The organism is Streptococcus sp. HSISS3 (genome assembly GCF_000448605.1).
GTDB classification, from domain to species: Bacteria; Bacillota; Bacilli; order Lactobacillales; family Streptococcaceae; genus Streptococcus; species Streptococcus raffinosi.
The window spans coordinates 56,752-77,893 of the sequence record NZ_CM002130.1; the positions used below are offsets into that span (position 1 = coordinate 56,752).

20 protein-coding genes and 2 pseudogenes are annotated in these 21,142 nt (G+C 39.6%); 15 read left to right on the forward strand and 7 right to left on the reverse strand.

Annotated elements, in window-relative coordinates; translation table 11 throughout:
- Nucleotides 1–186: 186 nt before the first annotated feature.
- Entirely contained in the window at nt 187–642 is a 456-nt protein-coding gene (locus tag HSISS3_RS00385) for a CtsR family transcriptional regulator (RefSeq protein WP_008536227.1), read from the forward strand.
- Complete coding sequence (locus HSISS3_RS00390) at nt 643–3,093, forward strand: ATP-dependent Clp protease ATP-binding subunit (protein WP_021151331.1); 2,451 nt, start codon at nt 643–645, stop codon at nt 3,091–3,093. It abuts the gene before it with no gap.
- A 150-nt stretch (nt 3,094–3,243) separates the two neighbouring features.
- Here the strand turns inward: HSISS3_RS00390 and pbp3 (HSISS3_RS00395) are convergent, their stop codons facing one another.
- Together pbp3 (HSISS3_RS00395) and pbp3 (HSISS3_RS00400) are read right to left on the reverse strand one after the other, a co-directional pair.
- Nucleotides 3,244–4,500, reverse strand: a complete 1,257-nt coding sequence (gene pbp3 / locus HSISS3_RS00395) for a D-alanyl-D-alanine carboxypeptidase PBP3 (RefSeq protein WP_021151332.1) — start codon at nt 4,498–4,500, stop codon at nt 3,244–3,246.
- Between the two features lie 142 nt (nt 4,501–4,642).
- The gene (gene pbp3, locus HSISS3_RS00400) at nt 4,643–5,890 is read right to left on the reverse strand and encodes a D-alanyl-D-alanine carboxypeptidase PBP3 (protein WP_042771676.1); all 1,248 of its coding nucleotides are present in this window, start codon (nt 5,888–5,890) and stop codon (nt 4,643–4,645) included.
- A 208-nt stretch (nt 5,891–6,098) separates the two neighbouring features.
- Here pbp3 (HSISS3_RS00400) and pnp point away from each other — a divergent pair, with 208 nt between their 5' ends.
- The 13 genes from pnp to rpsI all read left to right on the forward strand — a co-directional run bounded on the left by pnp (nt 6,099) and on the right by rpsI (nt 18,000).
- The gene (gene pnp / locus HSISS3_RS00405; RefSeq protein ID WP_021151334.1) at nt 6,099–8,336 is read left to right on the forward strand and encodes a polyribonucleotide nucleotidyltransferase; all 2,238 of its coding nucleotides are present in this window, start codon (nt 6,099–6,101) and stop codon (nt 8,334–8,336) included.
- The gene (locus HSISS3_RS00410; RefSeq protein ID WP_021151335.1) at nt 8,333–9,103 is read left to right on the forward strand and encodes an SseB family protein; all 771 of its coding nucleotides are present in this window, start codon (nt 8,333–8,335) and stop codon (nt 9,101–9,103) included. The genes pnp and HSISS3_RS00410 overlap by 4 nt, the downstream gene beginning before the upstream one ends.
- 72 nt (nt 9,104–9,175) lie before the next feature.
- Entirely contained in the window at nt 9,176–9,796 is a 621-nt protein-coding gene (gene cysE / locus HSISS3_RS00415) for a serine O-acetyltransferase (RefSeq protein ID WP_002886354.1), read from the forward strand.
- A 376-nt stretch (nt 9,797–10,172) separates the two neighbouring features.
- Nucleotides 10,173–11,516, forward strand: a complete 1,344-nt coding sequence (gene cysS, locus HSISS3_RS00420; RefSeq protein ID WP_021151337.1) for a cysteine--tRNA ligase — start codon at nt 10,173–10,175, stop codon at nt 11,514–11,516.
- The gene (locus tag HSISS3_RS00425) at nt 11,509–11,910 is read left to right on the forward strand and encodes a Mini-ribonuclease 3 (protein WP_021144836.1); all 402 of its coding nucleotides are present in this window, start codon (nt 11,509–11,511) and stop codon (nt 11,908–11,910) included. The genes cysS and HSISS3_RS00425 overlap by 8 nt, the downstream gene beginning before the upstream one ends.
- Nucleotides 11,911–12,201: 291 nt before the next feature.
- Complete coding sequence (locus HSISS3_RS00430; RefSeq protein WP_021151338.1) at nt 12,202–13,881, forward strand: hypothetical protein; 1,680 nt, start codon at nt 12,202–12,204, stop codon at nt 13,879–13,881.
- 47 nt (nt 13,882–13,928) lie between these two features.
- A complete protein-coding gene (gene rlmB, locus HSISS3_RS00435; protein ID WP_008536241.1) occupies nt 13,929–14,672 on the forward strand; it encodes a 23S rRNA (guanosine(2251)-2'-O)-methyltransferase RlmB in 744 nt (247 codons plus the stop codon).
- A gap of 2 nt (nt 14,673–14,674) precedes the next feature.
- Nucleotides 14,675–15,190 (forward strand): NYN domain-containing protein, encoded by a 516-nt coding sequence (locus HSISS3_RS00440; protein ID WP_021151339.1) that lies wholly within the window; start codon nt 14,675–14,677, stop codon nt 15,188–15,190.
- An 8-nt stretch (nt 15,191–15,198) separates the two neighbouring features.
- Nucleotides 15,199–16,059, forward strand: a complete 861-nt coding sequence (locus tag HSISS3_RS00445; protein WP_021151340.1) for a DegV family protein — start codon at nt 15,199–15,201, stop codon at nt 16,057–16,059.
- A gap of 151 nt (nt 16,060–16,210) precedes the next feature.
- The gene (locus HSISS3_RS00450; RefSeq protein WP_042771677.1) at nt 16,211–16,681 is read left to right on the forward strand and encodes a hypothetical protein; all 471 of its coding nucleotides are present in this window, start codon (nt 16,211–16,213) and stop codon (nt 16,679–16,681) included.
- Nucleotides 16,682–16,690: 9 nt separating this feature from the next.
- Nucleotides 16,691–16,891 (forward strand): helix-turn-helix transcriptional regulator, encoded by a 201-nt coding sequence (locus HSISS3_RS00455; RefSeq protein ID WP_008536245.1) that lies wholly within the window; start codon nt 16,691–16,693, stop codon nt 16,889–16,891.
- 242 nt (nt 16,892–17,133) lie between these two features.
- Complete coding sequence (gene rplM / locus HSISS3_RS00460) at nt 17,134–17,580, forward strand: 50S ribosomal protein L13 (RefSeq protein WP_002886374.1); 447 nt, start codon at nt 17,134–17,136, stop codon at nt 17,578–17,580.
- A 27-nt stretch (nt 17,581–17,607) separates the two neighbouring features.
- Entirely contained in the window at nt 17,608–18,000 is a 393-nt protein-coding gene (rpsI, locus tag HSISS3_RS00465; RefSeq protein WP_002888293.1) for a 30S ribosomal protein S9, read from the forward strand.
- A 91-nt stretch (nt 18,001–18,091) separates the two neighbouring features.
- Here rpsI and HSISS3_RS00470 read toward each other — a convergent pair.
- The 5 genes and pseudogenes from HSISS3_RS00470 to HSISS3_RS12555 form a co-directional block, all read right to left on the reverse strand.
- Nucleotides 18,092–18,538: pseudogene (locus tag HSISS3_RS00470) on the reverse strand (tyrosine-type recombinase/integrase); the annotation flags it as partial.
- Nucleotides 18,539–18,707: 169 nt separating this feature from the next.
- The gene (locus HSISS3_RS00475) at nt 18,708–19,118 is read right to left on the reverse strand and encodes a hypothetical protein (protein ID WP_021151342.1); all 411 of its coding nucleotides are present in this window, start codon (nt 19,116–19,118) and stop codon (nt 18,708–18,710) included.
- Between the two features lie 5 nt (nt 19,119–19,123).
- Entirely contained in the window at nt 19,124–19,846 is a 723-nt protein-coding gene (locus HSISS3_RS00480) for an endonuclease/exonuclease/phosphatase family protein (RefSeq protein ID WP_021151343.1), read from the reverse strand.
- 128 nt (nt 19,847–19,974) lie between these two features.
- Nucleotides 19,975–20,235, reverse strand: a complete 261-nt coding sequence (locus HSISS3_RS00485) for a hypothetical protein (RefSeq protein ID WP_042771679.1) — start codon at nt 20,233–20,235, stop codon at nt 19,975–19,977.
- A gap of 104 nt (nt 20,236–20,339) precedes the next feature.
- Nucleotides 20,340–20,462 (reverse strand): annotated as a pseudogene (locus HSISS3_RS12555) (site-specific integrase); the annotation flags it as partial.
- Between the last annotated feature and the right edge of the window lie 680 nt (nt 20,463–21,142).

Genomic DNA, 21,142 nt, shown 5'->3' on the forward strand with positions numbered 1-21,142 from the left:
TCTTCGATTGTTCAAGTTGTTTCAGCAGAATACCTAGGTTGCCTTTTCATTTTGTCTTATTTATTGTATCTTATATGACCTCTAATGACAACTTTAAAAAGCTTTTTGAGACTATAGTTTCCCATGTGCTGACATTTTTGGTATAATAATAGTCAGTTATAGTCAAATTAGACTGGAGGAATTAAGATGGCAAGAAATACATCAGACAGTATAGAAGAATATATTAAAGAATTGCTGGGCCAGTCTGGGATTGCTGAGATTCAACGTTCGAATTTAGCAGATACTTTTCAAGTTGTACCGAGTCAGATTAACTATGTTATTAAGACACGTTTTACAGAGAGTCGTGGTTATATTGTTGAGAGTAAGCGTGGTGGTGGCGGTTATATTCGTATCGTCAAGGTCAGATTTTCTGATAAACATCACAGAATCAATGCTCTACTTCAAAACTTAGCAGATCAGCTCAGCGAACAGGTTTTTACGGATTTGATTCAGTTGCTATTTGATGAAAAAATTATCACAGAACGTGAGGGGAATTTGATTTTAGCAACTGCTAGTGATGATATTCTCGGTGAGGATGCTGCTACAATTCGTTCGCGTATCTTACGCTCGCTTTTACTTAGATTGGATAGAAAAGGAAATTAGATGACGACATATTCAAGAAAAATGCAAGCCATTTTCCATCGTGCTCAGCTTGAAGCAGAGCGCTTTGGTAGTCCTTTTCTGGAGACTTGGCATGTGCTTCTAGCTATGCTTGAAGTTCCAGGAACTGTAGCCTACCTAACATTTACTGATTTTGAAGACCGTATTCGTGCGGAAGAAATTGAGACGGCTGCTGTCTTGGCTTTGGAGAAGAGTCCAACAGAGTTGTCCAAATCAGATATTATTGATTTACGTGCACAGTCACATGCTTTAGAGGCTATGCTGCAAGAGGCAGAGGGAATTGCTAAGGTGACTGGTGCCGTTGAGGTGGGTTCTGAACATGTTTTGATGGCTTTTTTGCTCCATAAGGATTTGATGGTTTGCCGTCTCCTTGAAGTTGCTGGTTTTCAATATAAGGATGACAGTGACAAGCCTCGTATTATTGATTTGCGACGTTCTTTGGAGCGTTATGCAGGTCTTAGTAAGCAAGATTTGAAGGCGATTCATGACCAGCGTAAGCCTAAAAAAGCAAAAGCATCTGGAAATTTTGCTAATATGATGCAGCCTCCTCAATCTTCTACTGGGGAACTGTCAGATTATACAAAAGATCTGACTGCAGTAGCAGAATCGGGAGCCCTTGATCCAGTCATTGGGCGTGACGAAGAAATTTCACGCATGATTCAGGTCTTGAGTCGTAAAACGAAGAATAATCCTGTTCTTGTAGGTGAAGCAGGTGTTGGTAAGACGGCCCTTGCCCTTGGTTTGGCACAGCGTATTGCTTCGGGTGACGTACCTTTCGAATTAGCTGATATGCGTATCTTAGAACTTGATATGATGAGTGTGGTTGCAGGGACTCGTTTTCGTGGTGATTTCGAAGAGCGTATGAATCAAATCATTGATGAGATTGAAGCTGATGGAAAAATCATTCTCTTTATTGACGAATTGCATACGATTATTGGCTCTGGTTCTGGTATTGATAGCACCTTGGATGCGGCAAATATTTTGAAACCTGCTCTAGCACGTGGAACACTTCACATGGTTGGAGCAACCACACAAGCTGAGTACCAAAAGCATATTGAGAAAGATGCAGCCCTTTCTCGTCGTTTTGCTAAGATTACAATTGAAGAACCAAGCGTATCTGAAGCTATTGATATTTTGAAGGGCTTGCGTTCGTCATATGAAGTCTACCATCGTGTGACTATCACTGATGAAGCCGTTGAGACAGCTGTCAAGGCAGCACACCGTTATTTGACGAGTAAAAACTTACCTGATTCGGCTATTGACCTTCTAGATGAAGCGAGTGCAACTGTTCAAGGTCGTATCAAAAAAGAAGCCAAACGTGAGATAACGCCTTTGGATGAAGCACTTTTAGCTGGTGATATGAAAGCTGCTATTAAACAATATAAGGCTAGTCAAAAGGCAAAATTACCAAAACCAGCTTTGGTGGATACGGACCAGATTATGCAAACCCTTAGTCGCCTATCAGGTATTCCTGTTGAGAAGATGACTCAGGCAGATAGCAAACGTTACCTGAATCTTGAAGCTGAGCTTCACAAACGTGTTATTGGTCAAGACGAAGCAGTTTCAGCGATTAGTCGTGCTATTCGTCGTAACCAGTCAGGTATTCGTACTGGAAAACGTCCGATTGGTTCCTTCATGTTCCTTGGACCTACTGGTGTTGGTAAGACGGAATTGGCTAAGACTTTGGCAGAAGTCCTCTTTGATGATGAGTCAGCTTTGCTTCGCTTTGACATGTCAGAATACATGGAAAAATTTGCGGCTAGTCGTCTGAATGGTGCCCCTCCAGGTTATGTCGGATATGATGAGGGTGGTGAATTAACAGAGAAAGTTCGCAATAAGCCTTACTCAGTCCTTCTCTTTGACGAGGTCGAAAAAGCTCACCCTGATATTTTCAATATTCTCTTACAGGTTTTGGATGATGGTGTTCTGACAGATAGCCGTGGACGTAAAGTTGATTTTTCAAATACCATTATCATCATGACTTCAAACTTGGGAGCGACGGCTCTTCGTGATGACAAAACTGTTGGTTTTGGTGCTCAAGACATTTCTCATAACCATCAAGCCATGCAGGCACGTATCATGGAAGAACTTAAGAAGGCCTACCGTCCAGAGTTTATCAACCGTATTGATGAGAAGGTTGTCTTCCATAGTCTAGAGGAAGAACAGCTTCGTGAAATTGTCAAGATTATGGTAAAACCGTTGGTATCAGCTTTGGCTGAAAAAGGGATTGACTTGAAATTCCAACCAGCTGCCCTCAAGTATTTAGCTCAAGATGGCTATGATGTTGAGATGGGTGCTCGTCCGTTGCGTCGTGCGATTCAAACTCAAGTGGAGGATAAGTTGTCTGAGCTCTTACTAGGTGGCCAAGTAGTGAGTGGACAGACCCTTAAGATTGGCTGCTCTAAAGATAAATTGACCTTTACAGTAGTGTAAAGACTAAACAACAAAGACAGATTGCGCTTGTAATCTGTCTTTTTGTGTCAATAGGAGTCAAGCGAGTGTAAAGGCTTCAGTCAAGCGAGTGTAAAGGCTTCAGTCAAGCGAGTGTAAAAGAAAAAGTCGAGCAAAGCTCGACTGTAACGGTTAAAGTTTCTCGTTGACAAAGGTGACAAAGTGATTCCACCAGACCTTGAGGAAGAAGCTTTTCTTAACTTCTTTACCAGCAACAAGTTCCATGCTAGGCATGCCCTGATCCGGTAGGTAGCCCTCTCCTACAAGGGTATTATCTTCAAAGGTAGCTGTTCCCACCTTGTCTCCTGATTTGACAGGGGCTTGAATCTGGTTGGTGGAGACTTTAATATGTTTAGTGTTGTCGTCATCTATTTTTTGGATGATATTAAAGTCAGACTTGGCTACAGCAGAGACCTGTTTAGACTTACCATCAAGGACATTTGCTTGACTCTTATCTATGTCTTGACCTTTCTTGGCAACGGTCTTACTTTCCCAATGATAGACCACATAGTTAAGCAGGTCATTGGTTGCGGTAAAACGGGCGTAGTCATCCGTATCGGTATGTTCAGCATTTATGATGACTGTGATAATACTCATACCACTTTCATTTGAATGGGCTACGAAGGCAGCTCCGGCCAAATCAGTGGTACCTGTTTTGAGGCCATCAACACCCTTGCGGTAACTAGGTTGCCCCTTAAGCATATAGTTAAAGGTTTTGAGTTTATTAACACCATCAAATTTGGCTTCTGTTTTTTTAGTGATATCGAGAATTTCAGGATATTCTTTAATCACATGTTGTGCAATGATAGCAACATCCTTGGCACTCATGGTGTTTTCTTCGTCAGATTTAGAACCTGGATAGATATTATCACCCAAATAGGAATTATTGAGACCAGAGGCGTTGACAATTTTAGCATCAGTGATTCCCCATTTTTTAAGTTGGGCTTTCATTTTGTCGACAAATTTACTTTCTGTTCCTCCGATTTCCTCAGCTAGGGCAATGGATGCACTATTGGCACTGGAAATAAGAGTTGCGTCAAGTAGTTGTTTGACGGTGTATTTTCTGGCATCTAATGGGATGTTGGAAACTCCAGCACTAACAGTCAATTCAAAGGGATAGTCGGAAATATTAACCTTTGTGTTCCATTTAAGATCTCCCTTGTCTACCGCCTGATAAACCATATAGGCTGTTAGGAGTTTGGTGATAGAACCAATTCCTGTAGAAGTAGTGGCATCTTTTTCGTATAAAATCTTACCGGTAGTTGCTTCTACAGCGATAGCATGCTTGGCTGCGGCGTCAAATCCTTTTTTCTTCTCTGCTGCAAAAGCAGGAGCTACGCTTCCCAGACAGAGTAAGAAGGTCATAATAAGCGTAATTAGTTTCTTCATGGCTTGTTCCTTCGTGTATTTTGGATATTCATTATACCACATTTTGAGAGGAACTTAAGGTGTTGAGAAGAAGGTTTTATGATTTCATCATTAATTCATAAGGCAAAAAACTCCCTTTTGATATCAAAAGGGAGTTCAGTGCCTACTTGTTTCCGGTAAAGAAATTAACGATATGATTCCACCAAACTTTTAAGAAGAAGCTTTTCTTAATGGACTGGTTGGCTGTTACAGCAACTTGAGGTGGATCAGAGATATATCCTGTTCCTACGAGGTCTTTATCATCATAGGTTGCTGTTCCAATGGTATCTCCTTTTTTGATAGGTGCCGTTACCGTTTTTGCTTTGATGTTAACAGTGTCATTTTGGCTATTTATCTTTTGGACAACAGTAAGGTCTGTTTCAAGTTTAGCAGAGACGGTCTTACTGACTCCATCGGCTACCTTGATATCATTTTTCTTGACGATTTGTCCCTTAGTGTTGAGTTTATTTATCTTCCAGTGTTGGACGACATAATCTAAGAGGTCATTGGTAGCTGTGAAACGGGCGGCTTCATCCTCCCCACCATTGTCAGCGTTCATAACCACTGTAATCAAGCTCATGCCATTTTCATTAGAGTGAGCAACAAAGGATGCTCCTGCGAGTTCGGTTGTTCCGGTCTTAAGTCCATCAACCCCTTCACGGTAGTTGTCTTGACCTTCCAACATATAGTTATGAGTGGTTAATTTGTTGTCACCTTCAAAATCAACTTCGCCTTGCTTGGTGATGTCAAGTACTTGGGGATAGTCCTTGATGAGGTGGTCTGCGATAATCGCAACATCCAGAGCACTCATGGTATTTTCGTCATCTGGTTTAGAGCCAGGATAACGGTTATCTCCTAGATACTTATTATTGAGCCCTGAGGCATTGTACAGTTTTGCATCAGTAATTCCCCATTTCTTTAATTGGGCCTTCATAGTATCTACAAAAGCACTCTCTGTTCCTGAGATCTTTTCAGCTAGAGCAATTGCTGCGCTGTTAGCACTACTGATGAGGGTGGCATCTAAGAGTTGTTTGACAGTATATTTTCGAGAGTCTAGTGGGACGTTTGAAACTTCTGAATCAACTGTTAAGTTGAATGGATAATCTGAGATATCTACTTCAGTATCCCAAGTAATTTTACCTTGATCAATAGCTTTATAGACCATGTAGGCTGTTAGGATTTTCGTCATTGAAGCAACACCATCGGGAGTGGTAGCGTCCTTTTCATAGAGGACTTTCCCTGTAGTTGATTCGATAGCAATCGCATGTTTAGCAGCAACATTGAAGTCATCAGTCTGCTCTTGTGCTAGGGCAGGTGTTACTAAGCCTATTAGGATTAAGGCAACCATAATGATGTGTTGTAATTTTTTCATACTCATTCCTCTGTCTCTTATGAGTGTTTATTATATCACAAAACCACCTAAATATCTGGAGCCGAGAAAAGCTTGGGAGACAACTTATGCCGAAGCTCTGCCATTTTTGACTATAATATGGTAAAATGGAAGTTATATCAAATGAATGACATAAAGTTGACCAGTTCGTTTTTGTAGGGCTGGTTATGGATAAAAAGAGGGATCAAACATGGCTAAACAAACTTTTGAGATGACCTTTGCAGGACGCCCGCTTGTTGTGGAAGTGGGACAGGTAGCCAAGCAGGCTAACGGTGCTGTTGTCGTGCGTTATGGAGATACAACCGTATTATCAACAGCTGTCATGTCTAAAAAGATGGCAACGGCAGATTTCTTTCCTTTACAAGTTAACTATGAAGAGAAAATGTATGCGGCTGGAAAGTTCCCAGGTGGTTTTAACAAGCGTGAGGGACGCCCTTCAACTGATGCCACTTTGACTGCTCGTCTTATTGACCGTCCTATTCGTCCCATGTTTGCGGAGGGCTTTCGTAACGAAGTGCAAGTCATTAACACTGTTCTCTCTTATGATGAAAATGCTAGTGCGCCAATGGCAGCTATGTTTGGGAGTTCTTTAGCACTTTCTATTTCTGATATTCCTTTTAATGGTCCGATTGCTGGGGTTCAAGTAGCTTATGCAGCGGAAGATTTTATCATCAACCCAAGTGCAGCAGATAAAGAAGTTTCGCATTTAGACTTGACAGTGGCAGGGACCAAGGAAGCCATTAATATGGTGGAATCAGGAGCTCAAGAATTATCAGAGGATATTATGTTGCAGGCACTCTTGAAAGGGCATGAAGCTATTCAAGAGTTGGTTGATTTCCAAAATTACATTGTTGCGGCTGTTGGTAAGGAGAAGGCTGAGGTTGAACTGCTCCAAGTTGATGCTGATTTGAAGGCTGAAATTGAAACAGCTTATTATGATCAGTTAGCTAAGGCTGTTCAGGTGGAAGAAAAATTAGCGCGTGAAGCAGTAACCCAGGCTGTAAAAGAAGAGGTCCTCGCTTCTTATCAAGAACGCTTTGCAGAAGATGACGATAAAGATACTATCTTACGTGATGTGGCAGAAATTCTTGAACAGATGGAACATGCTGAAGTGCGTCGTCTCATTACCGAAGACAAGGTCCGTCCCGATGGTCGTCGTGTGGACGAAATTCGTCCTTTGGACGCAGAGATTGACTTTCTGCCAAAGGTTCATGGATCAGGTCTCTTTACACGTGGGCAAACCCAGGCTTTATCAGTCTTGACCTTGGCTCCTATGAGTGATACACAACTTGTTGATGGTTTGGACCCAGAATACAAGAAACGTTTCCTTCACCACTACAATTTTCCTCAGTATTCAGTAGGTGAAACAGGGCGTTACGGTGCGCCAGGCCGTCGTGAAATTGGTCATGGAGCTTTGGGTGAGCGTGCCCTTGCTCAAGTTCTCCCAAGCGTTGAAGAGTTTCCTTATGCTATCCGTTTGGTAGCCGAAGTCTTGGAGTCAAATGGTTCTTCTTCACAGGCTTCTATTTGTGCAGGCACTTTGGCTCTTATGGCAGGTGGGGTGCCGATTAAGGCGCCTGTTGCAGGGATTGCCATGGGTCTTATTTCAGATGGAACAAACTACACTGTCCTAACCGACATTCAAGGTTTGGAAGATCATTTTGGTGATATGGACTTTAAGGTAGCTGGTACACGTCAAGGAATTACAGCTCTTCAGATGGATATTAAGATTTCGGGGATTACACCTGCTATTCTTGAGGAAGCTTTAGCTCAAGCCAAGGTGGCTCGTTTTGAGATTCTTGATGTTATTGAGTCAACGATTGCTGAGCCACGTCCAGAATTGGCACCAACGGCTCCTAAGATTGACAGTATTCAGATTCCTGTTGACAAGATTAAGGTTGTCATCGGTAAGGGTGGTGAAACCATTGATAAGATTATCGCTGAGACAGGTGTCACAATTGATATTGATGAAGAAGGACTTGTTCAGATTTTCTCTAGTGATCAGGATGCTATTGACCGTGCCAAAACAATCATCTCCGACCTTGTGCGTGAAGCTAAGGTTGGTGAGGTTTACACAGTACCAGTTGTGCGTATTGAAAAGTTTGGTGCCTTTGTTCACCTATTCAATAAAACCGATGCTTTAGTCCACATTTCAGAATTATCTTGGAAACGTACAGAGCATGTCGAAGATGTGGTTAAGGTTGGGGATATGGTAACTGTTAAAATCATCAAAATCGATGAAAAAGGCCGTGTTGATGCTTCAATTAAGACCCTGCTTCCAAAACCTGAAAAAATTGAGGACGGAGAAAATGGAGGAGAGTCTCGTCATCGCCGTCGTTCTCATCATAAACCACGCCACCATAAGGAAAGTGGGGAAGCACCGAAAAAATTTGATCAATCAGAAACGAAAGAACAAACAGAAGAATGACAGAAAATCAAGAATTGCAAGTCTTTGATGAAACCTTGAGAGAATTTTTAACAGAACCAGACCATTTTTTGACTAGTCTGGCTTTGGTTAATCACCTGCAACGTACTCCAGTATTGGCGGCCCAAGACCTCTATGCGGTTGAAGTAGAAGGGAAGAAGGTTGTTCCTGTCTTTACAAGCGAGCAGGATTTGCAAGCCTTTAAAGATACTCAAGAGAGTGCTCGAGAACAAGCATGGGTAAAACGTTCAAGTTTAGATATTCTATCGCAGCTCGTTGAGGCAGGACTTTTTGGCCTTGCTTTCAATCTTAAATCCGATGGTGATTTTTCGAACACCACTCTTTTTGCAAGCAGTGAATTGATTCAATTTATCAACTACTTTACTCAGACTCTTAATAATCTTTTGAGTGAGGAAAATCAAAAGGCAACCCCTAAAGACAAGATTTATCTTGTTCCGGCCTTTGTTCATAAGCGTGAGACGGATGGACAAGAAGATCGTTTCTTTGCAACCATGTCTAATGCAGAGGGACAGAGCTATGTGCCTGTATTTACGAACTTGACGAGCTTTGCCAAATGGTACGGAAACGAGACTTTTGGACTTCCTTTCCGTAAGGCCAAGGGAACTATTCTACAGTGGCCGTTGTCAGAAATTTATAAGCCTTCAACAGGTGAAAATGAGTTGGATAAGGTTCAAGGTATTGTCATCAATCCTTTTGATGAGCAGCCTGAGTTAGTGGATTGGTCTTATTTTGAGGATGATAGTAAGTAGTCCTAGTATTATCAAATCTCTGAAAAGATAATAAGGCCACAGTAAACAATAATGATATAAGGAGTGACCTATATGGGGTGGTGGAAAGAAAGTATTGATATTGTAAAGAAAAATGACCCAGCGGCTCGGACAAGTTTGGAGGTTCTTTTAACCTATCCTGGTCTAAAGGCTTTGGCAGCTCATCGTATCTCACATTTTCTCTGGCGCCACCATTGCCGACTTTTAGCTCGTATGCATAGTCAATTTTGGCGATTTTGGACTCAGATTGAGATTCACCCTGGGGCTCAGATTGCCGAAGGTGTTTTCATTGACCATGGTTCTGGTCTTGTCATTGGTGAAACAGCCGTTGTGGAAAAGGGAGCTATGCTCTACCATGGTGTCACTTTAGGTGGTACTGGTAAAGATGTCGGAAAACGTCACCCAACCGTTCGTGAAGGGGCCTTGGTTTCAGCTCATGCTCAAGTTATAGGTCCTATTGAGATTGGAAAAAATGCCAAGGTCGGTGCAGCAGCTGTGGTAGTTGCAGATGTCCCAGAAGATGTTACAGTTGTTGGTGTTCCTGCTAAGGTTGTACGTGTTCATGGCCAAAAGGATGAAGAAGTGATTCATGACATTGAGGAAGGCCGTGAATATTATAGCGAAAAGCTAGAAGACCTTCTAAAAGCAGCTAGCTTTCACTCATCACGTCTATAAGGAAAGAAAAAGATGAAACTCTTTAGTTCAAAGGTGACTCGACTGACCGTTGTAGGTCCGCTCGCTCTTGTTTACATAGCTTTACACCGAGCTGATTATAGCATGGCAGCTTTATGGTTCTGTATTTCACTTTTATGGGCAGGTCTTGTTTACAAACAACGTCATAAGTGAGAGCTGAATCATGAACCATTTTTTCAAAAATAATCCTTTTTTGGTCTTCTATATGGTGGGAAGTTTTGTATCAGTCGTCTCTCTCTTGGCTCAAGGTAAGTTGGTTTTGGCTTTATTGATTATCGTCCTTGTTGTAGTTTTATGTTTATACCTAAACCATATCAAGGATAAAAAATAGTTTCCAGTTAATTGAAAGGAATCTCTAGTGATTAAAATTTATGATACGATGACGCGTTCGCTCCGTGATTTTGTACCTTTGACAGAGAATGTTGTCAATATGTATGTTTGCGGACCAACTGTTTACAATTATATTCATATCGGAAATGCCCGTTCAACAGTAGCTTTTGATACCATTCGTCGTTATTTTGAGTATCGTGGTTACACTGTTAACTACATTTCTAACTTTACAGATGTAGATGATAAGATTATTAAGGCAGCCAATGAAGCTGGTATTTCGACCAAAGAATTATCAGACAAGTTTATCGCAGCCTTTATGGAAGATACTGCACAGCTTGGCATCAAACCAGCGACACAGAATCCTCGTGTTATTAACTATATGGATGAAATCATTGCATTTGTGTCAACCTTGGTTGACAAAGGGTTTGCTTATGTCTCTGAAGGTGATGTTTACTTCCGAGTAGCTAAGTCAAAAAATTATGCTAAGTTAGCTAATAAGACCTTGGAAGATCTTGAAATTGGTGCTAGTGGTCGTACGGACGCCGAAACCGCTCGTAAGGAAAATCCTTTGGATTTCGCCCTTTGGAAAGCAGCCAAAGAAGGCGAAATTTCTTGGGATAGCCCTTGGGGACCTGGTCGCCCTGGTTGGCACATCGAATGTTCCGTTATGGCGACTGAAATTCTTGGGGATACTATTGATATCCACGGTGGTGGTGCAGACCTGGAATTTCCACACCATACCAATGAAATTGCTCAATCAGAAGCCAAGACTGGCAAGACCTTTGCTAATTACTGGATGCACAACGGTTTTGTCAATGTGGACAATGAGAAAATGTCAAAATCTTTGGGTAACTTTGTAACGGTTCATGACATGCTTAAGACAGTTGATGGTCAAGTGCTTCGCTTCTTCTTAGCGACACAACAGTACCGTAAGCCAATTAACTTCACCGAAAAAGCTATCCATGATGCTGAAGTCAATCTTAAGTATTTGAAAAACACCCACAGTCTTCCATTAACAGGTCAGGTGGACCAAGCTGAGTTACAAACTTATCTGGACGCTTTCCAGGAAGCTATGGATGATGACTTTAACACAGCAAACGGTGTAACTGTCCTGTTTGACATGGCTAAATGGATTAATTCAGGCCATTATGATCAAACGGTTAAAGATGCTTTTGAAAAAATACTTCAAGTCTTTGGAATTGTTTTCAAAGAGGAAGTCCTTGATGAAGATATCGAAAAACTCATTGAAGAACGTCAAGCGGCGCGTGCTAACAAGGATTTTGCGACAGCGGACCGTATTCGCGATGAGTTGGCTGCTCAAGGTATCAAACTTCTTGATACCAAGGATGGTGTGAGGTGGACACGTGACTAAACACCTTGATGTCAATCTTATCAATGGTATTGCACTTGCCTTTGAGGGAGATGCTGTTTATTCCTTGTACATTCGTCGTCACCTGATTTTTCAAGGTCAGACCAAGCCAAATCAACTGCACCGTCTAGCTACACGCTATGTTTCGGCCAAAGCTCAGGCTAGTCTCATTGAAAAAATGCTAGATCAAGAAGTCTTGACTGAAAAAGAACTGGACATCTACAAACGAGGTCGTAATGCCCATAGTCACACCAAGGCTAAAAATACGGATGTTATTACTTATAAAATGTCAACAGGCTTCGAAGCCGTCATGGGCTATCTTCATATGACTGAAGACCTGACTCGCTTAGAAGAATTAATTACTTGGTGTATTGATCAAGTTGAAAGAGAAATCTAAAAAATTCTGCCATTGCAGGATTTTTTGCTTATCTTACAACTCCTATTAGTCGTAGCAAATAATAAAATCCTCAAAATCAAAATGATTTGAGAATCAAAGAAATTAAGCGGTTTGCCAATAAAAAATAAGATAAAACTGATATTTAGAAGGTCAAAAATGAGAAAATTAAGGAGGGTCTGACACGTGTAAAACCCTGATATTATAACGTTTTTTAATAAAACTAATTTGACAGAAAGTAAAAAAAAGTCTATAATATTAATAAATAAAGCCATATAAAAAATGAGGAGGTGAATGGAAATAGCTAAGAAAAAAGTTTTATATACAACGTTTGCTGCTTTGATTTTATCTAGTTTTACGCTACAAACAGGTAAAGCAGATGAAGTTCAGGCAAGTCCTGACAAAGCTAATATAGATTATGTTAAGAGTGAGACTCCGGCTCCAGCTCCTCTTGCTCCGCAAGTTGATTTTTCAGCAGTGGAAGCAAAGGCAGAGCCAGCGAGTCAAGTAACTTCAGTAGTGACATCAACATCACTAATGGTCGTTTCTTCGAGTGAAACGGATGAGGGACTTCTTGAAGTGCACTCTCAAGTTGATATCGTAGAGACAAGAGTTTCTAAGGCTACACCTCATTCAGAAGGGGCTCAAGTACAAGCTTTTAGTGCAGGTAGTTCAACAGCGACATCTGAGCGAGGTGATGCAAAGCCGGCATCTGATTCTGAGCAAACCAAGCCAAACATTGTGCTTACTTATGATAAGTCTCGTGAGGCTACAGCGACAGCTGAATCTCAAGCGGTGACATCCATGTATAAAAGTGAAAGCACACTTTATACATCTGAACTTGCTGGGAATACACATGCTGTTGAAAAATCGGAATTTTCTTCCCTAAATTCTCATACGACATCTGTAAGTGCTACTAATTTTAGCCAAGCCGTTGCAACTTCCGAACTTGCTTCAGAAGCTGCAAGCACTGCCAGCTCTCTTGCGTCAACGAACGCAGAAGCAAGTCAGTCAAATAAAAATACAGAGGAGAGTCTGACTGTCCTCACAGTTGGATGGAAAGATTCAACATCAACTTCTGAAGTTTTTGAAACTTCTGTAGTGGTTTCAATGTTGCAGAGCGAGAGTTTGACTTATTCGTCAGAAGTAACCTTTACGGATGGGCTTATCTCAGAGATTCTAGCGACTCCAATCACCTCCGAAGTTTACACTGTAGTTCCTAAACGTGATAGTACCGGTTCTCTTCTTGAAGATCACCCAGCTGTTACAGGAAATACAGATATTCTCTATTTGGCACGTGGTGAAATCTTTAACGTCAACTTCGATGTTAACAAGATGGACGGTAAGAAGATTAAGGGTCTTAATCTTGTTTTTGATGGGAAACAAATTCACCATAGCTACTTTGTTGAAGGAACTTTGGATGAAGTAAATGCTGGTTTGAGTGCCTACCACTTGGCAGAGCAAACGACTGGTATCCATAAGATGACCTTTGAGTTGATCGATACAGATAATAATATCCATTATCTGACACAAACATTTAGCGTCTTCAATGATGGAGATCTGCCGGTGACTCCTGGTGGTTATCAAAGGACCCAGTACCCATCGACCACGACAACAATGACTATACCGGTAACCTATAATACTAGTGTAAACAACTATACTGAAGCAGCTAATCACATTCAGGCTACAGCAGTTAATGAGTTGGCTGAGACAACTAGAGCCTTGACACAGCAATTGGCAGATCAAATTGCTGAGGTTTTGAGTGGTTGGTCTTCAGCGATTTCTGGAAATAGTTCAACAAGCACAGGTTCAATTGATATCTTCCAAGCAGCAGGTAAAACCATTACTCAAGCTGCGAGAAAGATTGCAGAATCAATCTCAGATCCAGATACAATTGGTAAGCAAGCTTTGGCTGCTGCAACTGTTGTTCTTGTTCTTCTCGTGCTTTACCTAGCAGCAATTACGTTTATTTAATATGCTTTGCCCTCGTAAGAGGGCCTTTTTTATGATAGAATGGGCTTATGAAAACAACTAAAGAATCAAGTCTAGACATTGTTTATGGCGTGCACGCTGTAACAGAAAGTCTCGAGGCTAATACTGGTAATAAACTCTATATTCAAGATGATCTTCGAGGGAAAAATGTTGATGCTATCAAGGCTTTGGCAGCTGAAAAGAAGGTCTCTATTTCTTGGACACCTAAGAAAACCTTGTCTGATATGACAGGTGGAGCTGTCCATCAAGGTTTTGTTCTTCGTGTGTCGGAGTTTGCTTATTCTGAGCTCTCAGATATTATGGACAAGGTTGAGCAAGAGGAAAATCCTCTCATTCTTATTTTAGATGGACTCAACGATCCTCATAACTTTGGGTCCATCTTGCGTACGGCTGATGCTACTCAGGTAACAGGTGTTATTATTCCTAAGCACCGTGCTGTGGGGGTAACACCTGTCGTTGCCAAAACCTCAACAGGAGCAGTGGAGCATATTCCCATTGCTCGAGTGACTAATCTTAGTCAAACTCTTGATAAGCTTAAAGAAGCAGGCTTCTGGATATTTGGAACAGACATGGATGGTACACCATCTCATAAATGGAACACCGCTGGGAGACTTGCTCTGATTATCGGTAATGAAGGAAAAGGTATCTCTGCTAACATCAAAAAACAAGTAGATGAAATGATTACTATCCCTATGAGTGGCCATGTACAGAGCCTTAATGCTAGCGTGGCAGCTGCAGTACTCATGTATGAAGTTTATCGAAACCGATTGTAACGATGAAAAAAAGAATACTTTTGGTTGATGGTTATAACATGATTGCCTTTTGGCAAGAAACCCGTCAACTCTTTAAGACTAATCAGCTTGATGAAGCTCGTGAAACACTGCTTCGTAAACTTAATCATTATGCCAACTTTGAACATATTGATGTCATCTGTGTATTTGATGCTCAGTTCGTTCCAGGAGCCCGTCAGCGCTATGACCAATATCGTATCAGTGTTATTTTTACTGAGGAAGACGAGACAGCAGATAGCTACATTGAGCGAGCAGCAGCTGAGATGAATACCGTTCAACATCTAGTTGAGGTAGCAACCAGTGACCTAAATGAACAGTGGGCTATATTTTCTCAGGGGGCTTTACGTGTTTCAGCACGAGAGTTGGAAGAACGTGTCAATACCGTTAAATCGGACTTAGACAAGATGTCGGCACATATTGACTTAAAAACACCCAAGTTAGGTCCATGGGATGATACACAATTAGGTCAATTACAGGATCTTTTAAATGAAATAGAATAGAGGGACATATGACATTCAAAATTTTGACAGATTCAACAGCAGATTTAGATGAAAAATGGGCTCAGGAAAATGAGGTAGAACTCGTTGGTTTGACCATTACTCTGGATGATACTACCTATGAGACCGTTGGTCCTAACCGTTTAACGAGTGACCGTCTCTTAGAACGTATGCGAGAAGGTGCTCAGCCGACTACTAGCCAAGTGAATGTTGGTCAATTTGAAGAGGTTTTTCGTCGTCACGCCAAAAATGGTGATGCCCTTCTTTATATTGCCTTTTCATCAGTGCTTTCAGGTACTTATCAAAGTGCTGTTATGGCGCGTGACATGATTTTGGATGAATACCCAGAAGCTGTCATTGAGATTGTAGATACTTTAGCGGCAGCAGGTGGGGAAGGTTATCTCTCTATCTTGGCGGCAGAGGCCCGTGACAAGGGTAAGAGTTTATCTGAAACCAAAGCCATGATTGAAGCTATTTTGCCACGATTACGCACTTACTTCTTGGTTGATGATCTCTACCATTTGATGCGTGGGGGGCGTCTTTCTAAGAGTTCAGCCATTATTGGTAGTTTGATTAATATCAAGCCTCTCCTTTGGTTAGATGCCTCAGGCAAGTTGGTTCCTTTGGCCAAGATTCGAGGACGTAAAAAAGCTATTAAGGAAATGTTTCTGCATGCTACTCAAGATATTGGTCATAGCACAGCAATTGTTGCTTATGCTAACGACATCGAAGCGGCAGAAAAGCTCAAAGAAGATTTGTTAGCAGTTGATGGCATTGAGCAAGTTCTTATTATGCCACTTGGTCCAGTCATCTCTACCCACGTCGGACCAGATACCTTGGCCGTCTTCACGATTGGTAAAGAAGCTAGATAGAAAAAGTGTCAGATAGGATTTCCTATCTGATTTTTTGTTTCTAAAATGATATGTTAATAGCAAATAAAAATATAACTTATACAAAATGAATGATATATTTGACATTGTGTAAAATAATGATATAATGAATCTAGAAAATGGAGGAAACAAAATGAAAAAGTCAAAGAAAAAAGTAGCTAGCACGATGGATGAACGTGCTCGGTTAATCAGTGGAGAATCTGCTGCTGGAGGTTATTGGGTGGCCATGCTTGGTCTATTTGTAACGATTATGGTTGCTAGTAAGACACACTCCGTCGAATTAGTGCAGTCACTATTAATCATCACTTTCTTTGGTTCTATGTGCGTGGTTTTAGTCCACAGCGTATCACGTAATGGGCATCCATGGTTACTAGACAAAAAACTTGAGAAGAAGATGCTTATAATTTCCTGGGTAATGTGTTTTTTGGGAATTTTTATATTGCTAATGGGCCTCTTAAGTCTATTTCAGTCATTTAAGATAGGGAAGAATCTTATGAGTAGTGTAGCATTTTTGACATTGGGTTTGATCCTTATTTGTGACTGCTGGGTTATTATTAAAAGAATCAAGAAAAACCGTTTGGAAGAGCTAGAAGACGAAGAGTAGGTTTTTTAAATGAAAAATTTAAAATTAAAGTCAGCGCGTGTGGCAAAAGACCTCACTCAACAAGGCTTAGCAGATGCTATAGGGGTCTCTCGTCAGACCATCTCTGCTATTGAAAAGGGAGACTACAACCCGACTATAAATCTGTGCATTGCTATCTGTAAAACATTAGACAAAACTCTGGACCAGCTTTTTTGGGAATCTGAGGACTAGTTTGCATCCCTTAGAGGAGGGGGTGTTGAGGGCTAATTCTATTACCTACCTTATAAAACAGAGGCTAAAAAAATAAAAGAAAAACACCTCCAAATGACTTGCCTTGGACGTGTTTTTTTGATATTATGTTAAACGGTATTGTTTACCCCATTTGAAAGGCCCCGGAACCTTCCAAATACTTTTCGATGGGAAGGAACACCCATCACTCGTAAACAAAAATCGAACTATATATAGGAGAAATCATGAACAAAACAACATTTATGGCTAAACCAGGCCAAGTTGAACGTAAATGGTATGTCGTTGACGCAACTGATGTGCCACTTGGACGTCTTTCTGCAGTAGTTGCTAGCGTACTTCGCGGAAAAAACAAACCAACTTTCACACCACACACTGATACAGGTGATTTCGTAATTGTTATCAATGCTGAAAAAGTTAAATTGACTGGTAAAAAAGCAACTGATAAGATCTACTACACTCACTCAATGTATCCAGGTGGATTGAAACAAATCTCAGCAGGTGAACTTCGTTCTAAAAACGCTGTTCGTTTGATTGAAAAATCAGTTAAAGGTATGCTTCCACACAACACTCTTGGACGCGCACAAGGTATGAAATTGAAAGTCTTCGTTGGCGGTGAGCACACTCACGCTGCACAACAACCAGAAGTACTTGATATCTCAGGACTTATCTAATTCTAAGAGGAAAGGAGCACTAATATAATGGCACAAGCACAATATGCAGGTACAGGACGCCGTAAAAACGCTGTTGCACGCGTACGTTTGGTTCCAGGTACTGGTAAAATCACTGTTAACAAAAAAGATGTAGAAGAATACATCCCACACGCAGACCTTCGTCTCGTTATCAACCAACCTTTCGCAGTTACTTCAACTGAAGGTTCATACGACGTACACGTTAACGTTGTAGGTGGTGGATACGCTGGTCAATCAGGTGCGATCCGTCACGGTATCGCTCGTGCACTTCTTCAAGTAGACCCAGACTTCCGCGATTCATTGAAACGCGCTGGACTTCTTACTCGTGATGCACGTATGGTTGAACGTAAGAAACCAGGTCTTAAGAAAGCTCGTAAAGCTAGCCAGTTCTCAAAACGTTAAGAAACGGCTACAATACAGCATTTATCAACACTTCATGGTTCACACCATGGGGTGTTTTTTGATGTTTTTTTAGCAAAATTCACACCACTTTTCACACCAAATTCACACCATTACTTTTAAGGTTACGGTAGGCAATTTCACCAACAGCCATTGGTATGACATTTGAAGTGTTGACATAGGTCTTAGTTGTGAGAGTGTCACTGTGAGTTAATGCTTCTGAAATAGCTTCGAGTGATGTTCCTGCTTGTCTAGCTAATGTTGCTCCAGTATGGCGTAATTTGTGCGGTGTGGTGTGTTTTAGTCTAGGGTGACGGCGTTCAACTGATTTCATTTTATTATTTAAGTAATCAATGTGTAGAGGACTGTTAACATTACCTTTTGTATTGATATAGGTAAAAATCAGCTGTTCAGGATTTTGTATTGTTTTCCATTGGGCTAATAGTTCTACTAAATGGCTAGGTATATTAAAGAGAGTCTTTTTGTTTCCTTTTGTCACTTTGATATTTATATATTTATCAAGGGATTGTTTGAGGTCTATGATTACCAAAGTTGAGAAGGAAAAATTGAAGAGCATTTCACATAGTGCTACTAAACAGATTATAGATAGTATCCACTTCAATAACCGACTTAATAGTATCCAGTTAATTCTCTTTTTGTAAAGTGAAATTGTAGGCTCTTTATTATGATTAAAAAACATATTTTCCTCCTTACTTAAACTCAATAGGAATTAGTGACTCTCCGTCTCTAATACTAAGATGTTTCCTTAAATCAAGGTGATTTTTCAAATTAATATCTCCTACTATAAAATTTTCAGCTTCTTTTTTGATAACTCCAAAACAAGCGAACCAGTCTCCATAACTAGAAATGGGAATCATTTCATCATTAAAAAATGACTCTATATTTTTTCCGTTAAGTGTATGACGTGGGTCAGCAATGACAAGAATATCATGACCAAAAATGAATTCAAATTCTTGTCCTTGTGCTATGTGTTCATCTAGCACTGGGAAAACGATGTCTGTATCCGAATAGTCCAAAATAATATCTTCCGCAATGATATTTTCTTTATTAGTTTGAATTAATAAAATATGAGGATTATTCATAAAACCTATTTGTGCCATATTGGTTACTCCTCTATTAAAACCTTAGCTATTACAGCCTTATGGTCTGATTCAATAAAATTTTCATGTATTGCTTCTATAACTTGTTGATTTGTCAAAATGTGATCAATATGAGTTCCGCATTTAGGTAGTGTAATTTTATTTCCTTTGGATATCTCTGCAATATTCCAAGCAGAGTATTTATCAATTACATTTTTCCATTTACTACGAAGTCTATCACAATCATATTGTGAGGAAAAATCTCTTTGATACTCGCTAAAGAAACTCTCTGCATCGCAGTTTGTATCTCCCAGCAGTATTTTTACTTTGTTACCTAAAAAGAAATTAGTAATTTTTTTCAGAGCATTTTCTTTGCTCCGTTGTTTAGGGGAGCCAGCAGGAAGGTATACTGAACAAATTTCAATATTTGGACCTGTTAAGTAACAATTTCTGTATTGAAGAGGATTTTTATAAAGGAAAGGTCTGGACTCTTGGTTAAGCTTATATTTTTTTACTATTGATTTTTTTATAAGTAAAGCTGTGGTGAGTTGATTAAAAGAAATACTTTTTAAAGCTAATGGACTAAATAATTTATAGTTATTTGTATGCTGAAGTTTAGAAAGGTTGTAATTCCAAATCTCTGATATTGAGATAATATCAAAGTCATGATTCAATAGTTTTAGAATATTAGTAGTGTTATTTTGAGCAGAACAATAACCGTTAAAATTTATTTGTATTATTTTTAGCATAAAGTCTCCTTTTATAATTTATTAATCAATAGTAATTCTATTTTTTATAACACCTCTAAACTATCAATAAAATACTATATACTTGATAGTCAACGGAATAAAATAATATGATAGTATTACTATCGTTATTATTTTATTCCAAGTACAGGACTGGAAACATTAGTTCTATAAACATAAGTTTTTTTATCTTCTAGCTGATGTCTATTGAGCATACCTTTATTAAACATAGCTATTAATAATCTAGCAACATTAGGAGATTGCCAACCAAGGTGGGCACCAATCTCTTTAGAAGTATGCTCCGATTCATAGCAAAAAATAACAACATTCATTTCAGATTTGCTCAGACTATTATTTCGCGACAAGCTTCTATAAAGTTCTAGTTCGGTCATTTAAGTTTCGTCCTATAATTAATATCAAGTTGATACTATCATATTAAAACTAATAAAGGTATTTGTCAAATTAAATGCATACTTTCCCCATATTCACCCCATTATTATTTTAAGCTGCGAAATGCGATGTCACCGACAGTTTGATTTACTACATCTCTAGTATTAACATAAGTCTTTGTAATTTCTTCGTCACTATGAGTTAGAGCCACAGAGACAGTTTCAAGAGAATAATCTGCTTCTTTGGTAAGATAGGACTCAACAGGATTTATCGGATTAAGTCGGAATACAAAGCGAAACGATTGTTTACTTATAGGATAATCGCCATAACCTATCTATGGAGATGGTTTCGAATGTGGTACAAGTGCTTAACGGGCAGAAGGAGGGATTAGTTAGACTAGAATAGATGGTTGAGGATCTGATTCTAAAATTATTTTTCCCAATATACTTCTTTTATAGGTAGACAAGTTGGAAAATATCCTTATTTTGAGTTTTACTCATAGTGTATACGAAAAATTTGTCAAAATCATTTTCTTAAAAAATTTTAGTTTAAACTCTATCAAAAATAAGATAGCAGCTTATTTTTTCATAATTCTAACTGATGTAAACGAATTCCTAAACAAAACAACTCTCATAAATCCTAATTTTTATCTAATGGAATGAACTAAAGTTCTGCATATTATGTATTTATCATCCAAAAACACCAGAAAATAAGTAGGTGAGATAACTTGAAAGTTGATATTGTTCTACACCTCAAATAACTTAGATTTGGTTATTTTATAGGACTCTTCTAGCCATTGTTTTTTATGATAACGAATGTATATTTTACTGGTTTTATCTTTATATATGAAGAAAGGTTTGTATTTTAACTTAAGATAGCGTATAATAAATTGTTCAAAATAACACTAAA